This window comes from Rhodococcus oryzae (assembly GCF_005049235.1).
In the GTDB taxonomy this organism is placed as follows: Bacteria; Actinomycetota; Actinomycetes; order Mycobacteriales; family Mycobacteriaceae; genus Rhodococcus_G; species Rhodococcus_G oryzae.
The window spans coordinates 60,910-82,314 of sequence record NZ_SUMD01000013.1; the positions used below are offsets into that span (position 1 = coordinate 60,910).

Sequence of the window (21,405 nt, forward strand, 5' to 3'; positions counted from 1 at the left end):
CCTCCGGTCAATGCTTGTAGACGCTGATATCCCCTGGCTCGGTCTCGAGCACCTCGCGGTCGAAGAACCACATGGCGAGGAAGAACAGCCCACCCAGGACGAGCAGACCCCCCACGATCAGCACGGGGACGAACGCCTCCCCCGGCGATATCAGCACGAACAGCACGACAGCCATCCACACCAGCGCACCGATCGCGACGGGTAGTTCGAACCGCCCGAGGTTGAATCCGCCCTCCTTGCGGTCCAACCGCCCGCGCACCGCAAGGTAGAGGACAACCGTCGCTGTGTAGACGATGGCCGTGAGGAGCGTCCCCGCCACGATCAGCTTCAGCAGCGCATCGCCAGGAAGCGCGACCATCAGGACGACCCCGATGACGAGGATCAGGATCGTCGCCTGGACCGGAGTCTTCGTCCGCGGGTTGATTCGCCGCATCGTCCGGTACGCGGGGAACCGGGAGTCACGCGCCATCGCGAAGACGATCCGCGAACACGCGGCCATCGTCACCATCCCGGCAGCGAAGAAGGCGAACGTGATCGCGACCAGGAGTGTTCGCTCCATCACGGGACCGAGCTGATCGCGCATGATCGCGGCGACCGGCGACTCGCTCGTGCTGATCCGGGGGATGTCGTCGATCGCGACGGTGAGTGCGATCACGAACACCATTCCAAGCGCCCCCGCTGCCACGACCGATCCCACGATCGCGCGTGGGACGCTGCGGAAGGGGTCCTTGGCCTCCTCGGCCAGGTTCGCCGCGGCATCGAAGCCGACGAGCGTGGCCAGGCCCATGATCATCGCGGCCATCAACCCGCCGCCGACGGCGAAGTAGTCGGGTGCGTTCTCGGTGACTCCGCGCGAGGTGAGGTTGCTCGCCCCGCCGTCGCCCGTGATCAGGACGGCGACGATGAGCGCAATCGCCAGCACCACCACGATCACCAGCTCGAGCCCCACCGCGCTCGCGTTGATCATGGCGACGATTCGCGTCGAGAACACGACGAGCAATGCCTGGATGAGCATCATCACCAGCGTGATCACGCGCGCGGTGCCTTCGTCCGGCGCCATGCCGAAGAGCGGCATGAATGCCTGGCTGGCAAGGGCATTGTCGGTGGCCACGACACCGAACGACAGGTAGCAGACGGTCAGCCACCCGAACCCCCAGCCGATCTTCGGGTTGGCCAGGCGGGAGGCCCATTGGTAGGTGGAGCCGCTGAGCGGGATGCGGGCCGCGAACTGCGCATACACCAAGGCCACCAGGATCTGCCCGACCACCGCCATCACCCAGAGCCAGATCCCGACCGGCCCCGCATTCTGCAGCACGTCGTCGTAGGTCCCGAAGATGCCGACCGCGACAGAGATGAAGGCGAACGAGATCGCGAACACCTGAAAGGAACCGAGCGTCCGCTTCAGTTCCTGGTGGTATCCACCACTCTCGACGGAACTCTCGGCGTCTGCCGCGCCTGCCGCAGCTTCGACCATCTCGGCCACCCCACCTTCCGTCGGAAACCCGCGGGAGCTGTCGTGACAGGCCTCCGGGAGGTCAGCAGCGAGACCGGTCCGTTTCATCGTCCTCCGATCGGGTACGGATGTCAGCGTTGATTCGGGCTCCTAAACACTCTGGTCCGGTACGCGATAGCGTCGAGGTCATGACCGATCTGTTCGAACGCGAGGGTGTGAGCGGCGTTCTCCATCGGCCCGCCGGGGATCCGGTCGGCGCCCTTCTGCTCGCACACGGCGCTGGTGGTAACCGCGACGCCAAGATGTTGCAGCGGGCGGCAACGGAATTCGCGGAGCACGGACTGCTCGTGCTCCGCTACGACCTGCCGTTCCGCCAGCGCAGGCCGAAAGGCCCGCCGAGTCCGTCCACCGCGGACGGCGATCGCGAGGGCATCGCGGCAGCCGGGGCCGCGGTACGCGAACTCTGTTCGGGCCCAGTGATTCTCGGCGGACACTCCTACGGTGGCCGGCAGTCCACCATGCTGGCGGCAGAGCATCCCGAGTCCTGCGACGGACTGCTGCTGTTCTCGTATCCGCTGCACCCGCCGGGAAAGCCGGAGAAGGCGAGGACCGCCCACCTGCCGGACCTGCGCGTTCCGTGCGTGTTCGTGCACGGCAGCAGGGACCCGTTCGGAAGCCCGGAGGAGATGCGCGCGGCCCTCGAACTGGTGCCGACACCGACGCGACTGGTGCTCGTCGTGGGCACCGGCCACGACCTCGCCCCGGACAAGAGCGCGGCCGCGCCGCTTGCGGTCGAGGCCGCCGCCGAGCTGTTCGGCTTCTGAGCTGACCTAGCGACCCGTCGCCCACCCGAGCGAGGCACCGAGCAGGGCACGGCTGTGCGGCGCGAACGGCCACGCCGGGTCCACGAGGCGACGCCGCAGGCTCGACTCGGTCCACCACCCGCCGTCGGCGATCTCCTTGTCCTGGTGCCGGATCGGACCGTCGTACCGCCCCTCGAACGCGTGGAGGTGGCACCGCAGCGGTCGTCCCGCCCTGCTCCCGTCCCAGGAGATGCGCGCCAGCGGCGACAGCCTGACGCCGGTGACCCCGAGTTCCTCCCCCAGCTCGCGGCGGGCGGTCTGCTCGGGGCTCTCCCCGGGGTCGACCCCACCGCCCGCGATGCAGTCGTGCAATCCCCCGAACACCTCCTTGTTGTGCGAGCGGCGATGCACGTAGATCCACCTTCCGTCGAGGGACCTCAGCAGGACCCCCGCGCTGGCCAGCCACAGTCCTTCCGCGAACACCCGGGACCTGGGCGCGGTGCCGATCTCGCGGCCCGTGTCGTCGAAAGTCGCCAGCACCTCGTCCCTGGACCGCAGTTCGGTGCGCTCACTCATGCGCGGGATCACCCGCCTGACCCGACGGCCGGGCGAGCAGTCGCGCCGCGGCGGCCGCGATCCGTTCCGCCGTGAGCCCGTACTGCGCCAGCAGGTCCCCACGCCCGCCGTGATCGATGAAGGCGCGCGGGAGGCCTAGTGGCAGAAGGGGCGTCGCCACGTGTTCGTCGGCGCAGGCCTCCAGGAGAAGTGCCCCCATGCCCCCGGAGCGGGCGGCATCCTCGACCGTGACGACGATGCGGTGACGCGCGGCCAGCTCGATCAGGGCCGGGCTGATCGGGGTGATCCAGCGCGGATCCACCACCGTGGCTCCGATCCCGGAGCCGTGCAGGAGGGCCGCGGCATCGAGGCACGGACCGACCATCGCCCCGGCGGCGACCAGCAGCACCTCCGGCGACCCGCTCCCGGACGAGTACACGATGTCAAGACCGTCCACCCGGTCGATCGCCGGGATATCGGTCCCCACAGTCGCTTTCGGATAGCGAATCACCGTCGGCCCACGATCGTCGGCGACGGCCTCGTTGAGGAGCTCGCGCAGGGAGGCGGGATCGCGCGGCGCCGCCACGCGCAACCCGGGTACCACGCTCAGGATCCCGGTGTCCCACATGCCGTGGTGGGAGGCGCCGTCGGGTCCGGTGATGCCTGCCCGGTCCAGCACGAAGGTGACCGGCTGCTGCTGCAGCGCCACGTCCATCAACACCTGGTCGAAGGCCCGGTTGAGGAAGGTGGCGTAGAGGCACACCACGGGGTGCAGTCCCCCCATCGCCAGGCCCGCGGCCGAGCACACGGCATGCTGTTCGGCGATTCCCACGTCGAAGACCCGGTCGGGAAACGTCCGGGCGAAGGGGCCGAGGCCGACCGGGTTCGTCATCGCCGCGGTCACGCAGACCACGTCAGGACGACGCTCGCCGATCCGCACGATCTCCTCGCCGAAAACACCTGTCCACGTTGGCTTTCCCGGCGCCTTTGCGGCCCCCGTCGCGGGGTCGAGCACCCCGATGCCGTGCATCCGGTCGGCGTCATCGGTTTCCGCAGGCCCGTAGCCCTTGCCCTTGGCGGTGACGACGTGCACGAGAACCGGTCGGCCGAGCGAGCAGGCGTGGTCGAACGCGGACTCGAGGGCCGCCACATCGTGGCCGTCGACGGGCCCGATGTAGGCGAGACCGAGGTGCTCGAACACGGTGTTCGCGACCCATCGGGGAGCAGGCGCCGGCCAGGTCGCGGAGGAGTCCTCGGGGCGAGTTCTCCGCAACGCGCCCAGATGAGCCGCCAGGCCCCCGACCGTGGGGTCGTAGGAGCGGCCGTTGTCGTTGAGCACCACCACCACGGACCGATCCGATCCCGGGACGGACAGGTTGTTGAGTCCTTCCCAGGCGAGGCCGCCGGTCATCCCACCGTCCCCGATCACCGCGACGACCCGGCGCCCCTCCTCGCCCCGCAGCTGGAACGCCTTGGCCAGTCCGTCGGCGTAGGAGAGCGCGGTCGAGGCGTGCGAGTTCTCCACAGTGTCGTGCGCCGACTCGCCCCGGCTCGGGTAGCCCGACAGTCCGCCCTCCTGGCGCAGCCCGCCGAAGTCGGCACCGCGCCCGGTCAGGATCTTGTGGACATAGGTCTGGTGTCCGGTGTCGAAGATCAGGGCGTCGCGCGGCGAGTCGAAGGCCCGGTGCAGGGCGACGGTCAGCTCGACGACCCCCAGGTTCCCGCCGAGATGCCCGCCGGTGGCACACACCTTGTGGATCAGGAAGTCCCGGATCTGCGCGCACAGCTCGGCGATCTCAGCGGGATCGAGGCCCCGGATGTCACCGGGACCGGTGAGCCTCGCGAGCAACGGCCACGCACCGAGATCACCCGCATCTACCGCGGTGTTCCGGGCGACCGCCGACGCGCCGGCAGGCAAGCCGACGGCCACCTCAGCGGCCCAGCCTCGAATCCCGGTCTCGTACGAGCGCTCCGGACAGAACAGAACTGGTGGTCATGGCAACGCCCCCTGAATCGATGTGTTCTCACATTTCCTTCAGTACGCATGTGCTCGCTAGCTGCCTGCCCACACCCCCGACAGACGGCCGACTCACCCGACGGCCTGGCACGACCCTATTTCAGAGTTTCGCCGATTGCACACCCATCGCGCGGGACACGATTGCGCGGGGCACACGGCCGGTCCACGAAATCATTTGATCTTCAACATCTTCTGTCGGTTCGGTCTGGTCCCGACGCGCTCGATGCAGCAAAATCGACACCATGACCGAACCCGAGATCGTCATCGAGACCACCATCGCGGCCGAGCCGGAACGCGTGTGGCGGGCGTTGCGCGATCCCGCCCTCATCCGGCGCTGGCACGGCTGGGAATACGAAGGTCCAGGCGGCCTCGATGACGAGATCCGCGAGATCTACATCGACGGCGCCGACGCGGATGCCGAGGCGCTGACGCTGACGTTCCAGGGCGGCGACCGGTTTGCCCTGAGGCCCGTCGCCGAGGGCACCGTCGTACGGATCACCCGTCCCGCCAAGGGATCCCACCCGGAGTGGGACGACTGGTACGAGGACGTCACCGAGGGCTGGACGACGTTCCTCCAGCAACTGAAGTTCGCGCTGGAGCGGCACGATCTCGCCGAACGGCACACCCTGTACCTCGACGGCCCGACCTCGGGGGCCACGGCGATGGAGCTGCTGGGCGTGGCGGGGATAACCGGACCGCCCGGCTCCGCGTACACCGCCCTCGTCGCGACCGGCGATGCCCTCAGCGGCACGGTGTGGTTCCGCTCGCCCAAGCAGCTCGGGCTGACCGTCGACGCCCTCGGCCCCGGCCTCCTGATCCTCGCGATCCAGCCGCAGAACGAGCAGCGCCCCGGCGGCGGCGCCCAGATCATCCTGAGCGGCTACGGCCGGGGCGCCGAGGAGTTCGAGGCCCTCGCGGACCGGTGGACCCACTGGTGGGACACCCGCGAGAATCCCGGGACCTGCTGCTAGCCCATCACCATGCCCATGCTCGGCATCCAGATGGTGCTCTTGACGACGTCCTCGGGCTTCGGGCCGACCTTGTGCCAGAGCGAGCCGTAGACCGCGCCGACGACCATGCCCTTGCCGACGTTCAGCGGGGCGGTGGAGATGACGGTGGGGACGATCTTGTTGTTCTGGTCGAGGCGGGTGATGCCGCTCGTTCCGTTGGCCAGGCTGTACCAGACCACGTTCAGCTCGGCGCCCGTCTGGTTGTCGGCGATGCTCCCCGGTCCGCCGAAGAAGCCGAAGCGGAACTCGTTGTTCATGTTGGTGGCCACCCCCGAGCCGTAGAGCTGGCCGAGGACCTCGCCGCCCTGTCCGGTGTCGGAGTAGGCGGGCACCGGGAAGATCTGCCCGGGCAGGGTGAGGACGGGCTTGCCGAGCCCCTTCGCCACGTCCTGCGGCGAGGCGATCAGCCGCTCGATCGCGGCCTCCGCGTCGGCGTTGCCCGCGGCGGCGGCGCGCAGCCCGGAGGCGGCCGCGCCGGGGTCGGCGGGCTGGGCTGCGGGTGCGGCGGTGGCCGTCCCGGTGAACAGAGCGGTCGCGGCGGCTGCGGACGTGAGGGCCACGGCAATCCGGCGGCGGACGGTGAATCGCTGCTTCATTGAGGCTCCTTTTACCGAAGGGTTAGCTATCAAAAGCATCGGAACCGGTCTGTTTCCGTTACAGCGACTACGCTGCCGCTCATGGTCGAAATTCCAGCCGACGGCCTGAATGCCCTGCTCAGCGACGTCCACGAACGGCTGAGCGAGGTCGTCACGTCGCCCGAGAAACTGCGCGATCTGCTCCGCGCGACCCTCGTGGTGGGGGCGGGGCTCGAACTCGACCCCACCCTGCAGCGGATCGTGCAGGCGGCCACCCAGCTCCTCGGCGCCCGGTACGGCGCACTCGGGGTCCGGGCACCCGGCGGCGGGCTGTCGGAGTTCGTCTACGAGGGGATCGACGCGGGCGAACGCGCGACGATGGGACACCTTCCCGAGGGCCGGGGGCTACTCGGACTGCTCATCGACGACCCCCGGCCCGTTCGCATCCGCGAACTCGACCGGCACGCGGCCTCTGTCGGGTTCCCGCCGAACCATCCGCCGATGAGCAGCTTCCTCGGCGTCCCGATCATCGTCCGGGGCCGGGCGTTCGGCAGCATCTACCTCACCGAGAAGCGGGACGCGCCGGAGTTCACCGACGAGGACGAGGTGATCCTCACGGTGCTCGCCGAGTCCGCCGCGCTCGCCGTCGACAACGCGCGGCTGTTCGAGGAGTCCCGCACCAGGGAGCGCTGGCTGCGCGCGGTGGCGGCGATCAACTCGAGCCTGCTGATCGGCGGGTCCGTCCCGGAGACCCTCGACCTGCTGGTGCGGCGGGTCCGGGAGCTGACCTCGGCGGCGGCGGTCACGCTGCTCGATGCCTCGTCCGGCACCGCGATCATCGCGGCCACCACCGACCACCGGCGGGGCGAAGGGACGCCCGACCTCGCAGGCGCGCCGGTCGAGGAGGCGCTCCGGACCGGCCGGGGCCAGCTCACCGAGCCCGCCTCGGGGTCAGGTCCGGCGGCGATCCTTCCCGTGTCCGGGCCGCAGCACATCGAGGGCGCGCTGGTGGTGACCCGGGGAGCGGGCGCACACGCCTGGGAGCCCGACGAGCTCAGCAGGCTGGCCTCGATGGCGGACCTGGCCGCGGTCGCGCTGGAGTTCGCGCACCGGCAGCGTCAGCAGCGACTGCTGGACGTGCTCGCCGACCGCGACCGCATCGCCAGGGACCTGCACGACAATGTCATCCAGCGCCTGTTCGCCACCGGCATGAGCCTGCAGAGCATCGCCCTGCCCGCGCCCGACGGCGAGGTGCTGGCCAGGTCCGTCGAGCAGCTCGACCGGACCGTGCGGGAGATCCGCACCACCATCTTCGACCTACAGACCGGCGACACCGCCACCCCTGCGAGTCTGCGCAGGCGCCTGCTCGATGTGATCGGCGAGGTCACCCCGCAGTCCGCGATCACCCCCACGGTCCAGTTCTCGGGACCGATCGACACCCTGGTCCCGGCACCGGTCCACCCGCACGCCGAGGCGGTGCTGCGGGAGGGACTGAGCAACGCCCGGCGGCATGCGAGCGCCTCGTCGATAGCCGTATCCATCACCGCCGCAGAAGAATTCACGATCGCGATCACCGATGACGGGGTCGGCATGTCCGGCGACGAGCCACGCAGCGGACTGGCCAACCTGGACCGTCGCGCGGCCACCTGCGCCGGTCGGTGTGAGGTGACCGCGGCCGTCGGCGGCGGAACCGTCCTGACCTGGAGAGTCCCGATGGGCGCGGCGGGCTAGCGGTCCCGTCCCGGCCGGCCCCGCAGCTCGGTGGCCAGCACGGCGGCCTGGGTCCGGCGCTGCATGCCGAGCTTCGCGAGAATTCTGGACACGTAGTTCTTCACCGTCTTCTCAGCCAGGAACAGGCGCCCGCCGATCTCCCGGTTCGTCAGCCCCTCACCGATGAGCTCGAACACGGCCCGCTCCTGCTCCGACAGCTCGGACACCGCGGCGCCCTGATCGCGTTGCGCGCGGATCCGGCCCAGCACCGCGGCGGTGGCGTCGGCGTCGATCAGGGAGCCGCCCGCGCCGACCGTCCGGATGGCCGCGACCAGGTCCGTGCCGAGGATCTGCTTGAGCAGGTACCCCGAGGCACCCGCCATCACCGCGTCGAACAGCGCCTCGTCGTCCGAGTAGGAGGTGAGCATCAGGCAGCGCAGGTCCGGCTGCGCCGAGCGCAGGTCCCGGCACAGCTCGACGCCGCTGCCGTCGGGCAAACGCACGTCGAGGACCGCGACGTCGACCTCCGCCTTCGGCACAGCCACCAGCGCCTCACCCACCGAGGCCGCCTCGCCGACGACGGTGAAGTCGGGGACGCCCGCGAGCAGGTCCACCAGGCCGCGGCGGACGATCTCGTGGTCGTCGACCAGGAAGATCCGCATGCTCATGGCATCGATCCCAGCACATCGGGGACCTTCGGCCCTAGCCCGGCCCGCCCGGCCCCGGGAATCCTTGACGCGGACCACCGGCACTGCGAATGGGGATCGACCGTGACCCGCGAACTGACCGAGCTCGAATTGCTGCACGAACTGGAGGCCGTGGCCGAGGAGAACGTGCATCGACACCTGTCGATGACCAAGGACTGGCACCCGCACGACTACGTGCCGTGGGACGCCGGGCAGAACTTCGCCGCACTCGGTGGCATCGACTGGGACCCCGGCCAGTCCACCCTCAGCGACACCGCCAGGGCGGCGATGATCACGAACCTGCTCACCGAGGACAACCTGCCCTCGTACCACCGCGAGATCGCCGAGCACTTCTCCCTCGACGGGGCCTGGGGCACCTGGGTGGGCCGGTGGACGGCGGAGGAGAACAAGCACTCGATCGTCATGCGGGACTATCTGGTGGTCACCAGGGGCGTCGACCCGGTGGCGCTGGAGAACGCCCGGATGACCCACATGACCAACGGATTCGCGCCCGGCGGGAACGCCGGGCTGCTCGACTCGGTCTCGTACGTGACGTTCCAGGAGCTGGCGACCCGGGTCTCGCACCGCAACACCGGCAAGGCCTGTGGTGACCCGATCGCGGACCGCATGCTCGCCCGCGTCGCGGCCGACGAGAACCTGCACATGATGTTCTATCGCAACATCTGCGGTGCCGCCCTCGATGTGTCCCCCGATCAGACCATCCGGGCGATCACCAAGGTGCTGACCAACTTCCGGATGCCGGGATCCGGTATGCCGGGCTTCCGCCGCAACGCGGTACTGATCGCGAAGGGCGGTATCTACGACCTCCGTCAGCACCTCGACGACGTGGTCATGCCCGTGTTGCGCACCTGGAAGATCTTCGAGCGCAACGACTTCACTGCGGAGGGTGAGGAACAGCGCGAACGGCTGGAGCGATTTCTCGTCGGCCTGCAGACTGACGCGGAGCGATTCGAGGATGCCCGCGATCGTGCGCTCGCGCGCGCGGCCGCCCGCGACGAGGAGAAGGAGTCCGTGCGATGACCGAGACGTCGGCGATGTTCGACGCGGTGCTGGAGATGGCCGCGGCCGCCAAGCGCGGCAACATCATGCGGTGGACGGAGGCGAAGACCACCCAGCATCAGTCGGAGGGCCTCGCGTTCATGAACTCGGTGCTGCTCGGCGTGCTCATCGAGAACGACGCCGTCCGTCGCGGGGTGCACCCGGCCGACGCGTGGGCCCAGCTGCGCGCGGGCGGTCTGGCGGACTTCGGCTGAAGCCCCGACCGCCCGCGGCTGGCGGCTAGGCCTTGTCCGTCGGGCGGACGATGAGCACCGGGCAGTCCGCGGTGCGCATCAGCGCGTTGCTGGTCGAGCCGAGCAGCATGCCCTTGAAACCGCCGCGGCCCTGGCTGCCGACCACCAGCAACTGCGCGCGCTCGGCGTACTCGCTGAGCACACGCACCGGGCGATCCCGTGCCACGACCCGCTGCACGGAGACGTCGGGGTAGCGCTCGGTCCAGCCGGCGAGCCGCTCGGACAGCACCGCCTCCTCGAACGACTGGATCCCGCTCCAATGCGGGTCATCGGCGGTCGCGCCAAGCGAGGGCTGGACCGACACATCGCTCCAGACGTGCACCGCGACCAGCGTGGCGTGCCGGGCCGCGGCCTCCTCGAACGCGACCGCGACGGCCGCCTCACTCACCGCCGAGCCGTCGACCCCGACGACGACGGGGCCCTCGGTCGGCGGCCTGCCGTCGAGGGTGCGGCCGCGGACGACCGCGACCGGTGCCGTCGAGTGCGAGGACACCGCGACGGTGACCGACCCCATCAGCGCTCCGGTGAACTCCCCGAGACCGCGCGACCCGAGCACGATCATGGTCGCGCCGTCCGAGTACTGCAGCAGCGTGTCCGCGATCTGCCCCTCGTGCAGCTTCGTGCTGATGTCCACGGGCGCGAGGCCGTCCACGGCCTGCGCGGCGAGCACCGCAGCGGAGTCCAGGTGGGCGCGGCCCGCGTTCATGAGGTCGTCTCCGTAGCCCCTGGCGAGGTACGGCTCGGAGTAGTAGTACGCAGGAACGTGCACCACCGACACGAGGACCAGCGGCGTCTTCCTCATCGCCGCGGTGCGTGCCGCCCACGCCACCGCCGCCGTCGAGGATTCCGATCCGTCCACACCCACCACGATGGGCTTTCCTGCGCTCATGGTTCTCCCTTCACGATCACGATTGGTCTGCCCGGACCATTGTCCTGAATTTGCCCGCGCCCTGTCAGGGTCGAAGGTCACTCTTGCGGACCGATCGCTGTTGCGCTGGTCACCCCGCCGACGGGATCACGATTTCCTGGACCGCCCACTTGTTCCCGTCGGGATCGCTGAAGTACACGAAGTTGCCCCACGGCTGGCGGTCGATCGGGCTGATGTCGATGCCGCGGCTCTTGAACTCGCGCTCGGCTTCCTCGATGTCCTTGACCACCACCTGCATGCCGACGACCGAGCCGGGCTCGGCATCGGTGACGCCCTTGCCGATGCAGATCGAGCAGGCCGACCCGGGCGGCGTGAGCTGGACGAAGCGGAGGTCCTCGTTGACCGTGTGATCGTGGTCCGCGTTGAAACCGAGCCGGACGTAGAACTCCTTGGCGCGGTCGATGTCGGTGACGGGGATCGCGACCAGTTCGAGCTTGATGTCCATGACCTGTCCTTCGTTTCGAATTGACTGAGCGACCCATCGAGTGTCGCGCGAATCGCGGTCAGGAACGGTCCTCATTCGGTTTCGACCCGGAAGGTTTCGCCAATGTTCAGTGGTGGCCGCGCGCGGCGTCCGATGGTGGCGGCGGTGGCACCGGCCGCTGACCCGGTTCTACCACCACGAACTGCCCCATCAGCCCGTTGTCCTCGTGCCGGAGCAGGTGGCAGTGGAACATGTACGGGGTCGACGGATCGGAGAAGTCGGTGAACCGCATCAGCAACCGCAGGGTCCGCCCTGGCGGCAGGTAGACGGTGTCCTTCGGCCCGGTCAGCGCGGGATCGTCGGTGTCCAGAACCTGGAACTGCACGTCGTGGACGTGGAAGTTGTGCACTCCCCCGCTCACGTTGCGCACCTCCCAGACCTCCGTCGTCCCGATGGTGACCACCTCGTCGATCCGTCCCATGTCCATCGACTTCCCGTTGATCTGCGTCGAGCTGGTCAGGTCGAACTCTCGGGTCACGCTCGGCACCCCCAGATCGGCAGGCGCGGCAAGCGCACTCGGGACGACGGCATTCGACTCGAGCCGGTCGGCCGCGCGCAGTTGCAGGATGTCCATGGTGTCCGCCCCGCCTGCGAACCGGGTGCCCCAGAAGTCGGCACCGAGGTCGGGCGGCGTACTGCGCAACACCGGCGAGGTGCCCGCCGGAACCGCGACCACGATCTCCGCTCGTTCACCAGGCGAGAGCTGAAGGCTGGTCATCTCAACGGGTTTCGGCAACAGACCGCCGTCGGTGCCGATGAGCTCGAAACCGAGGCCGGTGTCGAACCCGAACCGGTACACCCGCGCGTTGGACGCGTTGAGCAGCCGCAGCCGCACCCGCTCGGTGGTGACGTCGAGATAGGGCCCTGGGGTTCCGTTGACGAGCACCTCGTCGCCGAGCACCCCGGTGTCGCTGAACATCGCCGCACCGTCGTCGAGTCGGTCCCCGTCGAACTTCTTGTCCTGCACGATCACCGGGACGTCGTCGATGCCATATCGGTCCGGCAGTACGGGCCCGGCCGGGTCGTCGACGAGGAACATGCCGGCGACTCCGCGGTAGACGTGCTCGGCGGTCGCCCCGTGCAGGTGCGGGTGGTACCAGAGCGTGGCCGCGGGCTGATCGACCGTCCACTGCGGCGACCAGGTGGTGCCGGGATCGACCATCTGATGCGGCCCGCCATCCATGGCCGCGGGCAGGTGCATGCCGTGCCAGTGCAGCGTGCTGGCCTCGTCCAGCCCGTTTCGCACGTTCATCCGGACCGGCTCACCGCGCTCCGCGCGCACCGTCGGGCCGAGATAGGAGCCGTTCACGCCCCAGGTCTCGGTGCCGGGACCGTGCCCGAGATCGGTGGTGCCGCTGCGCAGTTCGAGGTCGAACTCCCTGGTCCCGTCCGGAGCGATCGTGGACGCGGCGAGTGGCGGGATCGCCAGCCGGCGGTCGAACCGGACCTGGCCGGCGGTGTCCACCCTGGCGCTCTGCCACGCGTAGACGACACCGCCTGCCACGACACCGATCACGATGGCGACGGCGGCGAACAGGCCACCGATCACCCGCAACCACCGAATGCGTGTTTTCTCCATGCCACCGATGCTCGCCGGTCGGCCGGGCCGACACATCCAGGAAGACACCCAGATTCGCACCCCGAGAAACCCCGAGTGGAGCCGGCCTCAGCCCCGCTCGGCGTCGCCGAGGTAGTCGATCAGGCGGCCCGCCCGTCGACCCGCCAGAAAGGCCGTACCCCGGATCGCCGCGAACCAGGCGAGCACCGACACCACGCTCGCCGACACCACGAATCCGACCCGTCCGTCCGCGGTCAGCACCGCCCCGACGTCGAACGGGGGCAGCAGGTGGAACATCAACAGGGGCACCGCGAGGACCACCACGATCGCGGCCGGGAACACCCCGTACGGCAGCACCACCAGGATCAGCCAGCGCGCCACGACCGACCGGAACCGGCGCCGGTTCGCCCACCGCCAACGCAGGGAACGCTGGTGATAGGGGAAGACGACGCCGACCCAGCCGGACAGCGCCAGCGGGCCGAGCGGGATCACGCACAGCCCGAGCATCATCAGCACGGCAAGCGTCAGGTCGTGCTCGAGGACCCCGAGGGCGAGGGCGACCACCATGCAGGCCGGTGCCACCATCAGCCACAGCACGATGGTCTTGGCCCGCAGCAGCCGTTCGAGCGCGGCACCGTCGGACAGCACGGTCAGCGCGTCGGCCGGGTCCTGTCCCAGCACATTGGTCGCGGACACGTCCGCGTACATCCATCCGGCCAGGGCGATCGGGAGGCCCCACGCACCGGTGAAGTCGAACAGCCAGCTGCGCGGGATGACGAACCAGGCGACGCAGACGAGCGCCGCATTACCCAGCACCGTCATCGGCACCTGTGCGGGCCACCGCCACGCTCGCACCCACTCCGAACGAACGGTCGCGACCATCAAGGGGCGCATGCTCCGACAATAGGCACCCGCGGCCGACCGCGCAGGCGCGTCGAGTGTGCAGCTCCCGTCGCCGCCACTCGGGCGACGCGACGGGAGCTGCACACTCGGCGGTCAGTCGACGAGCTTGCGGAACTGGTCGATCAGCGCGACGCGGCCGGCGGAATCGCCGGCCAGCGGGCTCACGGTCAGCGTGGTGACGCCCGCCTCGGCGAACGCCGCGACCCGCTCCTTCACGTAGCCGGCGGGGCCGATGAGGGAGATGGCGCGCACGAGCTCGTCCGGCACGGCCGCAACGGCCTCCGCCTTCTTGCCGGACAGGTACAGCTCCTGGATCGTGGCGGCCTCGGCCTCGTAGCCGTACCGGCAGGCCAGGTCGTTGTAGAAGTTCTTGCCCTTGGCGCCCATGCCGCCGATGTACAGCGCCAGGCTCGGCTTGACCCACTCCAGCAGGTGGTCGACGTCGTCGCCGATCGCCAGCGCGGGGCCCGCGTAGATCTGCAGCTCGCCCAGGCTGGGGTCGCGCTTGGCCTTGCCCTGCGCGAGGGACTCGCCCCACACGTCGTTCGCGCGCTCGGGATCGAAGAAGATCGGCTGCCAGCCCTCGGCGATCTCGGCGGTCAGAGCGACGTTCTTCGGGCCGAGCGCGGCGATGACGATCGGGATGCGATCGCGCACGGGGTGGTTGATCAGCTTGAGGGGCTTGCCGAGTCCGGTGCCCTTCTCCGCGGGCAGCGGGATCTGGTAGTACTTGCCGTCGTACTGGACCTTCTCGCGCCGCCACACCTGACGGCAGATGTCGACGATCTCGCGCGTCCGGCCGAGCGGGGCGGTGTACGGCACGCCGTGGAAGCCCTCGATCACCTGCGGTCCGGACGCGCCGAGACCGAGCACGAACCGGCCGTCGGAGACGAAGTCCAGGCCCGCGGCGGTCATCGCCATCAGCGACGGCGTCCGGGTGTAGATCTGGAAGATGCCCGACGCCAGCTCGATCGTCGAGGTCCTCGCCGCGAGGAAGCCGAGCTGGCTGACCGCGTCGTAGGAGTACGCCTCCGCGATGAACGCGATGTCGAGGCCTGCGCGCTCGAGGTCGGCGACCTCCGCGACGGTCTCGGCGAACCCGCCGCTGTAGGTGATCTGCATTCCGACTCGCACCCGGACACCTCTAATCGACTCGATGTGAATATCACCTCGCACCCTACGCAGTACCGCCGCGAAACCGAATGACAGAACCGACCAGCATTTGTGACCGAAGTTCTACGATCGCGCGGTGGCGAAGAGATCCCGGTTCGACTGGCAGCGCTCGCACGTCATCGTGACGGGCGGCTCGCAGGGCATCGGGGCCGCGGTCGCCCGCGCCGCGAGGGCCAGGGGCGCGGCGGTGTCGGTCATCGCCCGCGGTGAGGAGCAGCTCCGGGCCACCGCCGAGCCGATCGGCGCGGCCTGGGCCAGCGCCGACGTCACCGATCCGGCGGCACTGCAGCGGGCCGTCGAACAGCTCGAGGCGCGCTCCGGTCCCTGCGACGCCCTCGTCGCCTGCGCCGGGACCGCGTTGCCGGGGCGGTTCCTCGAGGTGCCGATCGACGAATTCGAGTCGCAGATGCGGCTGAACTACCTGGGCGCGGTGCACGCCGCGCGCGCGGTGCTGCCCGGGATGGTGTCCCGTGGGCGCGGCCACCTCGTGCTGACCAGTTCCACGGCGGGAGTGATCGGAGTCGTCGGATACACCGGCTACGGGCCGACCAAGGCCGCGGTGCACGAGCTCGCGCACTGCCTGCGGTACGAGGTCGAGCCGGCGGGCGTCACGGTCGCAGTGCTGTATCCCCCGGACACCGATACCCCCGGCTTCGCGGCGGAGAACACCCGCAAACCGCCGGAGACCGCGGCCGTCTCGGGCGCGATCACCCCGATCTCTCCTGACGTGGTGGCGGCGGCCGTGATCGCCGGAATCGACAAGGGCCGCCACCACATTGCGATCGACCCGCTCACCCGGGTGCTCGTGCGGGCAGGCGGCCTCGTCGAACCGATCCTCCGCCCGATCCTGGCCCGCACGATCCGGCGGGCTAGGGAATCAGGATGAACTTGCCCGGCGGATGCGGCCGCTGGAGCTCGGCGTGTGCGCGAGCCGCGTCGGCGAGCGGAAATGTCTTGGCCACAACGACATCGAGGTCGCCGCGCGCGGCCGCCTCGACCAGTCCGAGCCGGCCCGCCTCCCGGATCCCGACGCTGTCGGGATTGCCTCCGCCGATCGCGACGAAGCCCTCCCCCTGCGCCCGGCCGAACGAGACGATGGTGACGATGCGCGTGCGATCGGCGACCAACGCGAGCGAGACATCCACCGCCTCATCGGTTCCGGCGGTGTCGAAGGCCGCGTCGACCCCGCTCGGGGCCAGCTCGCGCACCCGCGCTTCCAGCCCTTCCCCGTAGGTCACCGGGATCGCTCCCAGGCCGCGCAGGTGGTCGTGATTGGCCGCCGCCGCGGTTCCGATCACCGTGACGCCCTTGGCGACCGCCAGCTGGACCGCGAGCGAGCCGACGCCGCCCGCGGCCCCGTGGATCAGCAGGGTCTCGCCCTCGACGACCCCGGTCACGACGATCGCCTCGGCGGCGGTGCCGCCGGTCACCAAGAGCCCCGCGGACTGCTCCCAGGTCAGTGCCTGTGGCCGCGGGAACACCGACTCGGCCCCGAGCGCGAGCCGCCGGGTGTAGGCGCCCGCGCCCGCATAGGCGACCACCTCGTCGCCGACGGCGATCGGACCGGCGGCACCGACCGCACCCGAACCGACCGCGAGCACCAACCCCGACGCCTCGATTCCCGGCCGGATCGGCAGTCTGGATTCATCGGCCCCGAAGGCGCCGCTGTAGAGCTTGTAGTCGATGGGATTCACGCCCACCGCGCGCAGCTCGAGAAGCACCTGCCCCGGGCCCGGGTCGGGCAGCGCCTCCTCGATCACCGTGAGGACCTCGGGTCCTCCGAACGCGTTTGCAACTACGGACTCGGTGGTGGTCATGATCACGGTAACCACCGACCGCGGCGAGTGATTCCCGACACCCGCTTGACCTGAACAATGGTTGAGGTTGCACGCTCTGTCCATGCAGCGCGAACCCGCGCGGCGTAAACCCGGTTACTAGGAGCGCGCCATGTCCACCATCCTGCGTCCGACCACCTCGCCCGACTCCACGACCGTCAGCCTGGGGCGGTGGCAGGCGGTCCTCGCCGCGACCGTGACGACCGTGGTGGGCAACCTCGCGATCTACCTGGTCGCCCTGATCGCGGGCGGCTCGCTCGAGGTCCTCGACAAGGGCACAGCCAAACCGATCTCCGCGAGCGGAATCGTGGGGGTCTCGGCGTTGCCGACCGCGATCGGCGTCGGGCTGGTCGTGCTGCTGTCCCTACGGTGGCCTGCCATGATCCGGGTCGGCCAGGTGGTCGGCGCGGCGCTGCCCCTGCTCACCATCGCCCTCGCCGCGATGGCCGATACCGACGGGGTCACGAAGACCGCCCTGATCCTGATGCACGTGCTGATGGCGGCGGCGATCGTGGCGAGCCTCGAACTGCTCCGCCGCCGGGTCGTCGGCCGGGCGAACGGCTAGGAATCAACCCGTACCCGCTACACTCCTACCGTGCAATACGGCCCGCAGGTGCACTGCGGGCCGGACGCCCTCGTAGCTCAGGGGATAGAGCAACCCTCTCCTAAAGGGTAGGTCGCAGGTTCGAATCCTGCCGAGGGCACCACAGCGGCCGACAGCAACGCTCGATCAGGCCGGCTGCCGCCGACCCGTGAACGCGATGAGCTGTTCGAGCGGCCCCGCACCGTCCTCGACCGGCACCGGGTCCCCGAAATCCCCACTCTCCCGCTGCGGCGGCCCGATGACCGTGTTCGCCAGTCCCAGCACATAGCTCGCGAGCTGGTCGGGTACCTCGATCCCTTGCCCGGTCGCCGCCGCGAAATCCCATGCGTGCACCAAGAATTCGATCGACAGGATGCTCACTGCCGTGGTCGCGGGCATCGGAGTCGAGCCCGGCGACACGGTGCCGTGCAGACCGCGGCGGTGCCAGCCCTCCGTAGCCGCTGCAGCGGCGTCGGCGACACGTACCTCCACGTCCTCGTCCGCGGCGGCGCCCGGCATCGTCGCACCCCCCGCCGACCCGAGGCTCGCGATCGACCCGAGCAGGTGCTCGGCCAACGCGGCGACCGTGAAGTCGCGGCACGGGGTCCGGCGCTGCATGTCGTCGGCGGTGAGTCCGCGCAGCACTTCCTGCAACACCACGAGCGTGGCTTCGGCGCAGGTGAGTTCGTCCGTCGGTTCGAGCGCGACCGCCCAGTCGTCCGGACCCGCGTCGCCGCTGCGGGCGGCGACGGCCAGCCGGTCGAGATAGTGATTCCACACCTCGGCGTGACTCGGCGCCTGCGCGTCGGTCAGGCCGTCGTGAACCCAGCGGATCTCCGTCGAACCGTCATGTGGGGTCAGGGTCATCGCGACCGTCGAGCCACCCGGCGGCAGGTCGTCGCTGTCCTCCCACCACCACCGCAGCTTGAGGCGCTGACCGGGCACGACCTCTTCGAACGTGCCGGAAGCGGAGTGGCCGGGCACCACCGTCCACCGGTACCGCCCGCCCTGGCGCAGATCGACCCTCGCGGCCACGGTCAGCCATCGTCGCAGCCGTTCCGGACGGCTGATCAGCTCGAACGCCGCGTCAGGCTCGAGCGCAACCTCGACGGTCCTGTCGAATTGCGTCACGGGTCTCCTTCCAGGCGACCCCCATCTATGAATATATCGCCGATGCACCCGGATCGACCCCGAAACCGACCACCCGACTGGTTACCACCTGGACGGCAGACAAGGTGATCAGGGCGGGTTTTTTCGCCGCTACGCGCTGCCCGCACGGGCTCCTTGGGTTAGCGTGTTACGCGTCTACCCGGGAAACGACCGTCACAGCGTTCGACCGTCACTGCATTGGATCGATGCAAGGGAGCTCGGAGTATGCGTCAGCGCCTCCGCTTTTTGACAACAACGCTCGGTGTCCTGCTCCTGCTTGCGGGACTGGCCCTGCCTGCAAGCGCCATACCGGCGGGACCCCTCTACCCCACGCCCGATCCGGACCCCTTCTATCTGGCCCCGCCCGACCTCGCGAATCTGCGTCCGGGCGACGTGGTCCGGGTCCGTCCCATCGACGCCTCGCTGTACGCGAACAGCGACGGCTGGCAGGTCGCGTTCCGCTCGACGAACTCCACCGGCAAACCCATCATGGGCATGACCACGGTGTTCCTGCCCCACGGCATCAAGAATCCGCCGCTCGTCTCCTACCAGGCGATCATCAATTCGCTGGGCACCAAGTGCAACCCCTCGCGGGCGCTGTTCAACGGCGAGCTGAACGATGCCCCCGGCATGTACCTGCCGATCAACCGCGGTTGGGCGGTGTCGGTGCCCGATCACATCGGGCCGACCGGGGCATACGGTGCCGCCAAGCTCGGCGGCCTGATCACGCTCGACAGTGTTCGCGCCGTGCAGAAGGTGACCGAACTGGGCCTCGCCAACAGTCCGGTTGCCCTGGCCGGGTACTCCGGCGGAGGCATGGCGAGCGCATGGGCGGCCGCGCTGCAACCGACCTACGCACCCGAGCTGAAGCTCGCCGGGGTGGCCGCGGGCGGCATCCCGGCGGACCTCTGGGAGATGGTGCAGGGCCTCGGCCTCAACCCGCATCCGGGCTTCGGCCTCGCCTTCGCGGCGGCCATGGGACTCGAGCGCGAGTATCCCGAGCGGCTGCCGGTCTCGTCGCAGCTGAACCCGACGGGCCTGTGGTTCCGCGACTGGGTGACCAACGAATGCAGGCGATTCCTGCTCTTCCACGGTGTGTTCCGCAACGCGGAACAGCTCGCCGCGTCGACCAGCCTGTTGGGAAGTCCGGAGGCACTCGGGGTCCTGCGCGAGAACAGCCTCCGGTACTACCCGACGATCCCGACCGTGCCGATGTACATCTGGCACGGCATGTACGACGGGCTGACCCCCTACGACGCGGTAGCCGATGTCGCGCACCGGTATTGCGCGGCCGGAGCACCCCTGACCTTCGTGCCGTACGACATCGCCGAGCACATGACCACCGCCGCAGCCGGATTCGGCGACGCCTGGAACTACGTCGAGGCACGCTTCCGCGGGGAGCCGGCTCCCACGCGCTGCTGAGGTAGTCCGCACGCGACGCTCACGGCGCCGGGCACACCGCGGCGGTGAGTGCCCGACTGGCGGCGGGCGACCGCGCTTCATCGGTGAAATCCTGGTTCAGCGCAATCGTCACGGCCCGCCCCGTGGCCGGAACCACACCGGCGTAGGTGATCGACCCGGAAATGCCTCCGCTGTGGCCCCAGAAGTCTTGTGCGCAGGGCATCGAGAGGCGCATCAACCCGAGACCGTATGCCATCGTGCCGCTTTCACCGATGGCACGGACATTCTGCATCTCCGCCATTTCGGCGGGCGGAAGCAGCCTGCCGTCCAGGAGTGCGGTGAAGAAGCGGTTGAGGTCCGCGCCGCTGGCGACCATCGCGCCCGCCGCACCGGCCGCGGACACATTCTGGCTGGTGTAGTCGGTCCGCCGGCCGCTGACCTCGGTATAGCCGATGGGATGCGGGCCGCGCATATCGGTTTCGTCCGGTGCCGGGTAGTAGGTGTCACGGAGGCCGAGTGGTTCGAGGATTCGACGGGTGATCTCCGCGCCAACAGAAGCGCCGGTGATCCTCTCGATCACCATCCCGACGATGGCGTAGTTCGTGTTCGAGTACGCCCATTTCGCGCCGGGCTCGAATGCGGCGGGACCGGTCAGCGCGGTTCGCAGGACCGCGGACATATCCGCGGTCTGCCACCGCGCCTGTTCGCTGAGGATCTCCATTTGCCAAGGCTTGGGCGTCGCTCCGAACTCCGCCGCGTACTCGGGGAGCCCGCTGGTGTGCTGCAGTAGATTTCGGATCGTGATCCGGTTACCGTCGATACCCGGCCCATGCACCACTCCGGGCAGATACCGCTCCACCGGGGCATCCAGTTCGACCTCACCCTCGGCCACCAACTGCAACACGACCGTCGCCACGAATGTCTTTGTGTTGCTGCCGATCCGGACCCGGGCATTGGCAGCAAACGGCTCGCCGGTAGCCAGATCGCCGACGCCCGTGGTGACCCGCCAACTGTGCCCCCTGTCGTCGATCACCGCCTCCGCACCCGGATATCCCAGCTGGACGGCATCATTCAGAGCCGCCGTGACCTGCTCCTTCCCCACTTCCCGCACTTCGGGCGCATCGTCCACACCGCAGGACGTCGCCGTCACCATCGCCGCCACCAACACCGCAAGTTTCACCTTCACGCCATCAAGTTACGAAGAATGGCCGTCTGTGATCAGACAGCTACCACCCGAATCTCGGGTGGTGCTGGCACCACCATCCACCA

21 protein-coding genes and 1 tRNA gene are annotated in these 21,405 nt (G+C 69.3%); 9 read left to right on the forward strand and 13 right to left on the reverse strand.

Annotated elements, in window-relative coordinates:
* Positions 1-7: 7 nt before the first annotated feature.
* Positions 8-1,474, reverse strand: coding sequence for an APC family permease (locus FCG67_RS22075; protein WP_136911766.1), 1,467 nt, complete (start codon positions 1,472-1,474; stop codon positions 8-10).
* A 167-nt stretch (positions 1,475-1,641) separates the two neighbouring features.
* Between FCG67_RS22075 and FCG67_RS22080 the strand changes: the two genes are divergently transcribed.
* Positions 1,642-2,277, forward strand: coding sequence for an alpha/beta hydrolase family protein (locus FCG67_RS22080; protein WP_136911767.1), 636 nt, complete (start codon positions 1,642-1,644; stop codon positions 2,275-2,277).
* A 6-nt stretch (positions 2,278-2,283) separates the two neighbouring features.
* Here the strand turns inward: FCG67_RS22080 and FCG67_RS22085 are convergent, their stop codons facing one another.
* Positions 2,284-2,832, reverse strand: coding sequence for an NUDIX hydrolase (locus tag FCG67_RS22085; RefSeq protein ID WP_136911768.1), 549 nt, complete (start codon positions 2,830-2,832; stop codon positions 2,284-2,286).
* Positions 2,825-4,660, reverse strand: coding sequence for a 1-deoxy-D-xylulose-5-phosphate synthase (locus FCG67_RS22090; protein ID WP_136911834.1), 1,836 nt, complete (start codon positions 4,658-4,660; stop codon positions 2,825-2,827). The genes FCG67_RS22085 and FCG67_RS22090 overlap by 8 nt, the downstream gene beginning before the upstream one ends.
* A gap of 410 nt (positions 4,661-5,070) precedes the next feature.
* On the opposite strand from FCG67_RS22090, the gene FCG67_RS22095 reads away from it, so the two are divergent.
* The gene (locus tag FCG67_RS22095) at positions 5,071-5,799 is read left to right on the forward strand and encodes an SRPBCC family protein (RefSeq protein ID WP_136911769.1); all 729 of its coding nucleotides are present in this window, start codon (positions 5,071-5,073) and stop codon (positions 5,797-5,799) included.
* Here FCG67_RS22095 and FCG67_RS22100 read toward each other — a convergent pair.
* Positions 5,796-6,434 carry a Tat pathway signal protein gene (locus FCG67_RS22100; RefSeq protein ID WP_136911770.1) on the reverse strand — a complete coding sequence of 213 codons (639 nt, stop codon included), beginning with the start codon at positions 6,432-6,434 and terminating at the stop codon, positions 5,796-5,798. The two genes, FCG67_RS22095 and FCG67_RS22100, sit on opposite strands and share 4 nt — an antisense overlap.
* A gap of 81 nt (positions 6,435-6,515) precedes the next feature.
* Between FCG67_RS22100 and FCG67_RS22105 the strand changes: the two genes are divergently transcribed.
* Complete coding sequence (locus FCG67_RS22105; protein WP_136911771.1) at positions 6,516-8,144, forward strand: sensor histidine kinase; 1,629 nt, start codon at positions 6,516-6,518, stop codon at positions 8,142-8,144.
* On the opposite strand, the gene FCG67_RS22110 is transcribed toward FCG67_RS22105, so the two are convergent.
* A complete protein-coding gene (locus tag FCG67_RS22110; protein ID WP_136911772.1) occupies positions 8,141-8,791 on the reverse strand; it encodes a response regulator in 651 nt (216 codons plus the stop codon). The genes FCG67_RS22105 and FCG67_RS22110 overlap by 4 nt on opposite strands.
* 102 nt (positions 8,792-8,893) lie before the next feature.
* On the opposite strand from FCG67_RS22110, the gene FCG67_RS22115 reads away from it, so the two are divergent.
* On the forward strand, positions 8,894-9,850 hold the full coding sequence (locus tag FCG67_RS22115; RefSeq protein ID WP_136911773.1) for an acyl-ACP desaturase: 957 nt from the start codon (positions 8,894-8,896) through the stop codon (positions 9,848-9,850).
* Positions 9,847-10,083, forward strand: coding sequence for a hypothetical protein (locus FCG67_RS22120; protein WP_136911774.1), 237 nt, complete (start codon positions 9,847-9,849; stop codon positions 10,081-10,083). Before FCG67_RS22115 ends, FCG67_RS22120 begins: the two co-directional genes overlap by 4 nt.
* 25 nt (positions 10,084-10,108) lie before the next feature.
* Here FCG67_RS22120 and FCG67_RS22125 read toward each other — a convergent pair whose 3' ends face one another.
* From FCG67_RS22125 to FCG67_RS22145, 5 genes are all read right to left on the reverse strand, one after another.
* Entirely contained in the window at positions 10,109-11,011 is a 903-nt protein-coding gene (locus FCG67_RS22125) for a universal stress protein (protein WP_136911775.1), read from the reverse strand.
* Positions 11,012-11,120: 109 nt separating this feature from the next.
* A complete protein-coding gene (locus FCG67_RS22130; RefSeq protein ID WP_097213936.1) occupies positions 11,121-11,495 on the reverse strand; it encodes a glyoxalase superfamily protein in 375 nt (124 codons plus the stop codon).
* A gap of 106 nt (positions 11,496-11,601) precedes the next feature.
* Complete coding sequence (locus FCG67_RS22135) at positions 11,602-13,113, reverse strand: multicopper oxidase family protein (RefSeq protein WP_169310593.1); 1,512 nt, start codon at positions 13,111-13,113, stop codon at positions 11,602-11,604.
* 87 nt (positions 13,114-13,200) lie between these two features.
* A complete protein-coding gene (locus FCG67_RS22140) occupies positions 13,201-13,986 on the reverse strand; it encodes a hypothetical protein (RefSeq protein ID WP_136911776.1) in 786 nt (261 codons plus the stop codon).
* Between the two features lie 102 nt (positions 13,987-14,088).
* A complete protein-coding gene (locus tag FCG67_RS22145; protein WP_097213933.1) occupies positions 14,089-15,129 on the reverse strand; it encodes an LLM class F420-dependent oxidoreductase in 1,041 nt (346 codons plus the stop codon).
* 115 nt (positions 15,130-15,244) lie between these two features.
* On the opposite strand from FCG67_RS22145, the gene FCG67_RS22150 reads away from it, so the two are divergent.
* Positions 15,245-16,054, forward strand: coding sequence for an SDR family oxidoreductase (locus tag FCG67_RS22150; RefSeq protein ID WP_136911777.1), 810 nt, complete (start codon positions 15,245-15,247; stop codon positions 16,052-16,054).
* Here FCG67_RS22150 and FCG67_RS22155 read toward each other — a convergent pair.
* Positions 16,038-16,985 carry an NADP-dependent oxidoreductase gene (locus tag FCG67_RS22155; RefSeq protein ID WP_136911778.1) on the reverse strand — a complete coding sequence of 316 codons (948 nt, stop codon included), beginning with the start codon at positions 16,983-16,985 and terminating at the stop codon, positions 16,038-16,040. The genes FCG67_RS22150 and FCG67_RS22155 overlap by 17 nt on opposite strands.
* 130 nt (positions 16,986-17,115) lie before the next feature.
* Between FCG67_RS22155 and FCG67_RS22160 the strand changes: the two genes are divergently transcribed.
* A complete protein-coding gene (locus tag FCG67_RS22160) occupies positions 17,116-17,568 on the forward strand; it encodes a DUF6069 family protein (RefSeq protein ID WP_136911779.1) in 453 nt (150 codons plus the stop codon).
* 66 nt (positions 17,569-17,634) lie between these two features.
* Positions 17,635-17,710, forward strand: a tRNA-Arg gene (locus tag FCG67_RS22165).
* Between the two features lie 23 nt (positions 17,711-17,733).
* Here FCG67_RS22165 and FCG67_RS22170 read toward each other — a convergent pair.
* Positions 17,734-18,717, reverse strand: a complete 984-nt coding sequence (locus FCG67_RS22170) for a TIGR03086 family metal-binding protein (RefSeq protein ID WP_136911780.1) — start codon at positions 18,715-18,717, stop codon at positions 17,734-17,736.
* A gap of 243 nt (positions 18,718-18,960) precedes the next feature.
* Here FCG67_RS22170 and FCG67_RS22175 point away from each other — a divergent pair, with 243 nt between their 5' ends.
* Positions 18,961-20,157, forward strand: coding sequence for a lipase family protein (locus FCG67_RS22175; RefSeq protein ID WP_136911781.1), 1,197 nt, complete (start codon positions 18,961-18,963; stop codon positions 20,155-20,157).
* Positions 20,158-20,176: 19 nt separating this feature from the next.
* Here the strand turns inward: FCG67_RS22175 and FCG67_RS22180 are convergent, their stop codons facing one another.
* Entirely contained in the window at positions 20,177-21,304 is a 1,128-nt protein-coding gene (locus FCG67_RS22180) for a serine hydrolase domain-containing protein (RefSeq protein WP_136911782.1), read from the reverse strand.
* Between the last annotated feature and the right edge of the window lie 101 nt (positions 21,305-21,405).

Excerpts from the sequence above, each read along its gene's own strand:
- FCG67_RS22075 (WP_136911766.1), bottom strand. The coding sequence starts at position 1,474 with ATGGTCGAAGCTGCGGCAGGCGCGGCAGACGCCGAGAGTTCCGTCGAG.
- FCG67_RS22080 (WP_136911767.1), top strand. The coding sequence starts at position 1,642 with ATGACCGATCTGTTCGAACGCGAGGGTGTGAGCGGCGTTCTCCATCGG.
- FCG67_RS22085 (WP_136911768.1), bottom strand. The coding sequence starts at position 2,832 with ATGAGTGAGCGCACCGAACTGCGGTCCAGGGACGAGGTGCTGGCGACT.
- FCG67_RS22095 (WP_136911769.1), top strand. The coding sequence starts at position 5,071 with ATGACCGAACCCGAGATCGTCATCGAGACCACCATCGCGGCCGAGCCG.
- FCG67_RS22100 (WP_136911770.1), bottom strand. The coding sequence starts at position 6,434 with ATGAAGCAGCGATTCACCGTCCGCCGCCGGATTGCCGTGGCCCTCACG.
- FCG67_RS22105 (WP_136911771.1), top strand. The coding sequence starts at position 6,516 with ATGGTCGAAATTCCAGCCGACGGCCTGAATGCCCTGCTCAGCGACGTC.
- FCG67_RS22110 (WP_136911772.1), bottom strand. The coding sequence starts at position 8,791 with ATGAGCATGCGGATCTTCCTGGTCGACGACCACGAGATCGTCCGCCGC.
- FCG67_RS22120 (WP_136911774.1), top strand. The coding sequence starts at position 9,847 with ATGACCGAGACGTCGGCGATGTTCGACGCGGTGCTGGAGATGGCCGCG.
- FCG67_RS22125 (WP_136911775.1), bottom strand. The coding sequence starts at position 11,011 with ATGAGCGCAGGAAAGCCCATCGTGGTGGGTGTGGACGGATCGGAATCC.
- FCG67_RS22130 (WP_097213936.1), bottom strand. The coding sequence starts at position 11,495 with ATGGACATCAAGCTCGAACTGGTCGCGATCCCCGTCACCGACATCGAC.
- FCG67_RS22135 (WP_169310593.1), bottom strand. The coding sequence starts at position 13,113 with ATGGAGAAAACACGCATTCGGTGGTTGCGGGTGATCGGTGGCCTGTTC.
- FCG67_RS22140 (WP_136911776.1), bottom strand. The coding sequence starts at position 13,986 with ATGCGCCCCTTGATGGTCGCGACCGTTCGTTCGGAGTGGGTGCGAGCG.
- FCG67_RS22155 (WP_136911778.1), bottom strand. The coding sequence starts at position 16,985 with ATGACCACCACCGAGTCCGTAGTTGCAAACGCGTTCGGAGGACCCGAG.
- FCG67_RS22160 (WP_136911779.1), top strand. The coding sequence starts at position 17,116 with ATGTCCACCATCCTGCGTCCGACCACCTCGCCCGACTCCACGACCGTC.
- FCG67_RS22175 (WP_136911781.1), top strand. The coding sequence starts at position 18,961 with ATGCGTCAGCGCCTCCGCTTTTTGACAACAACGCTCGGTGTCCTGCTC.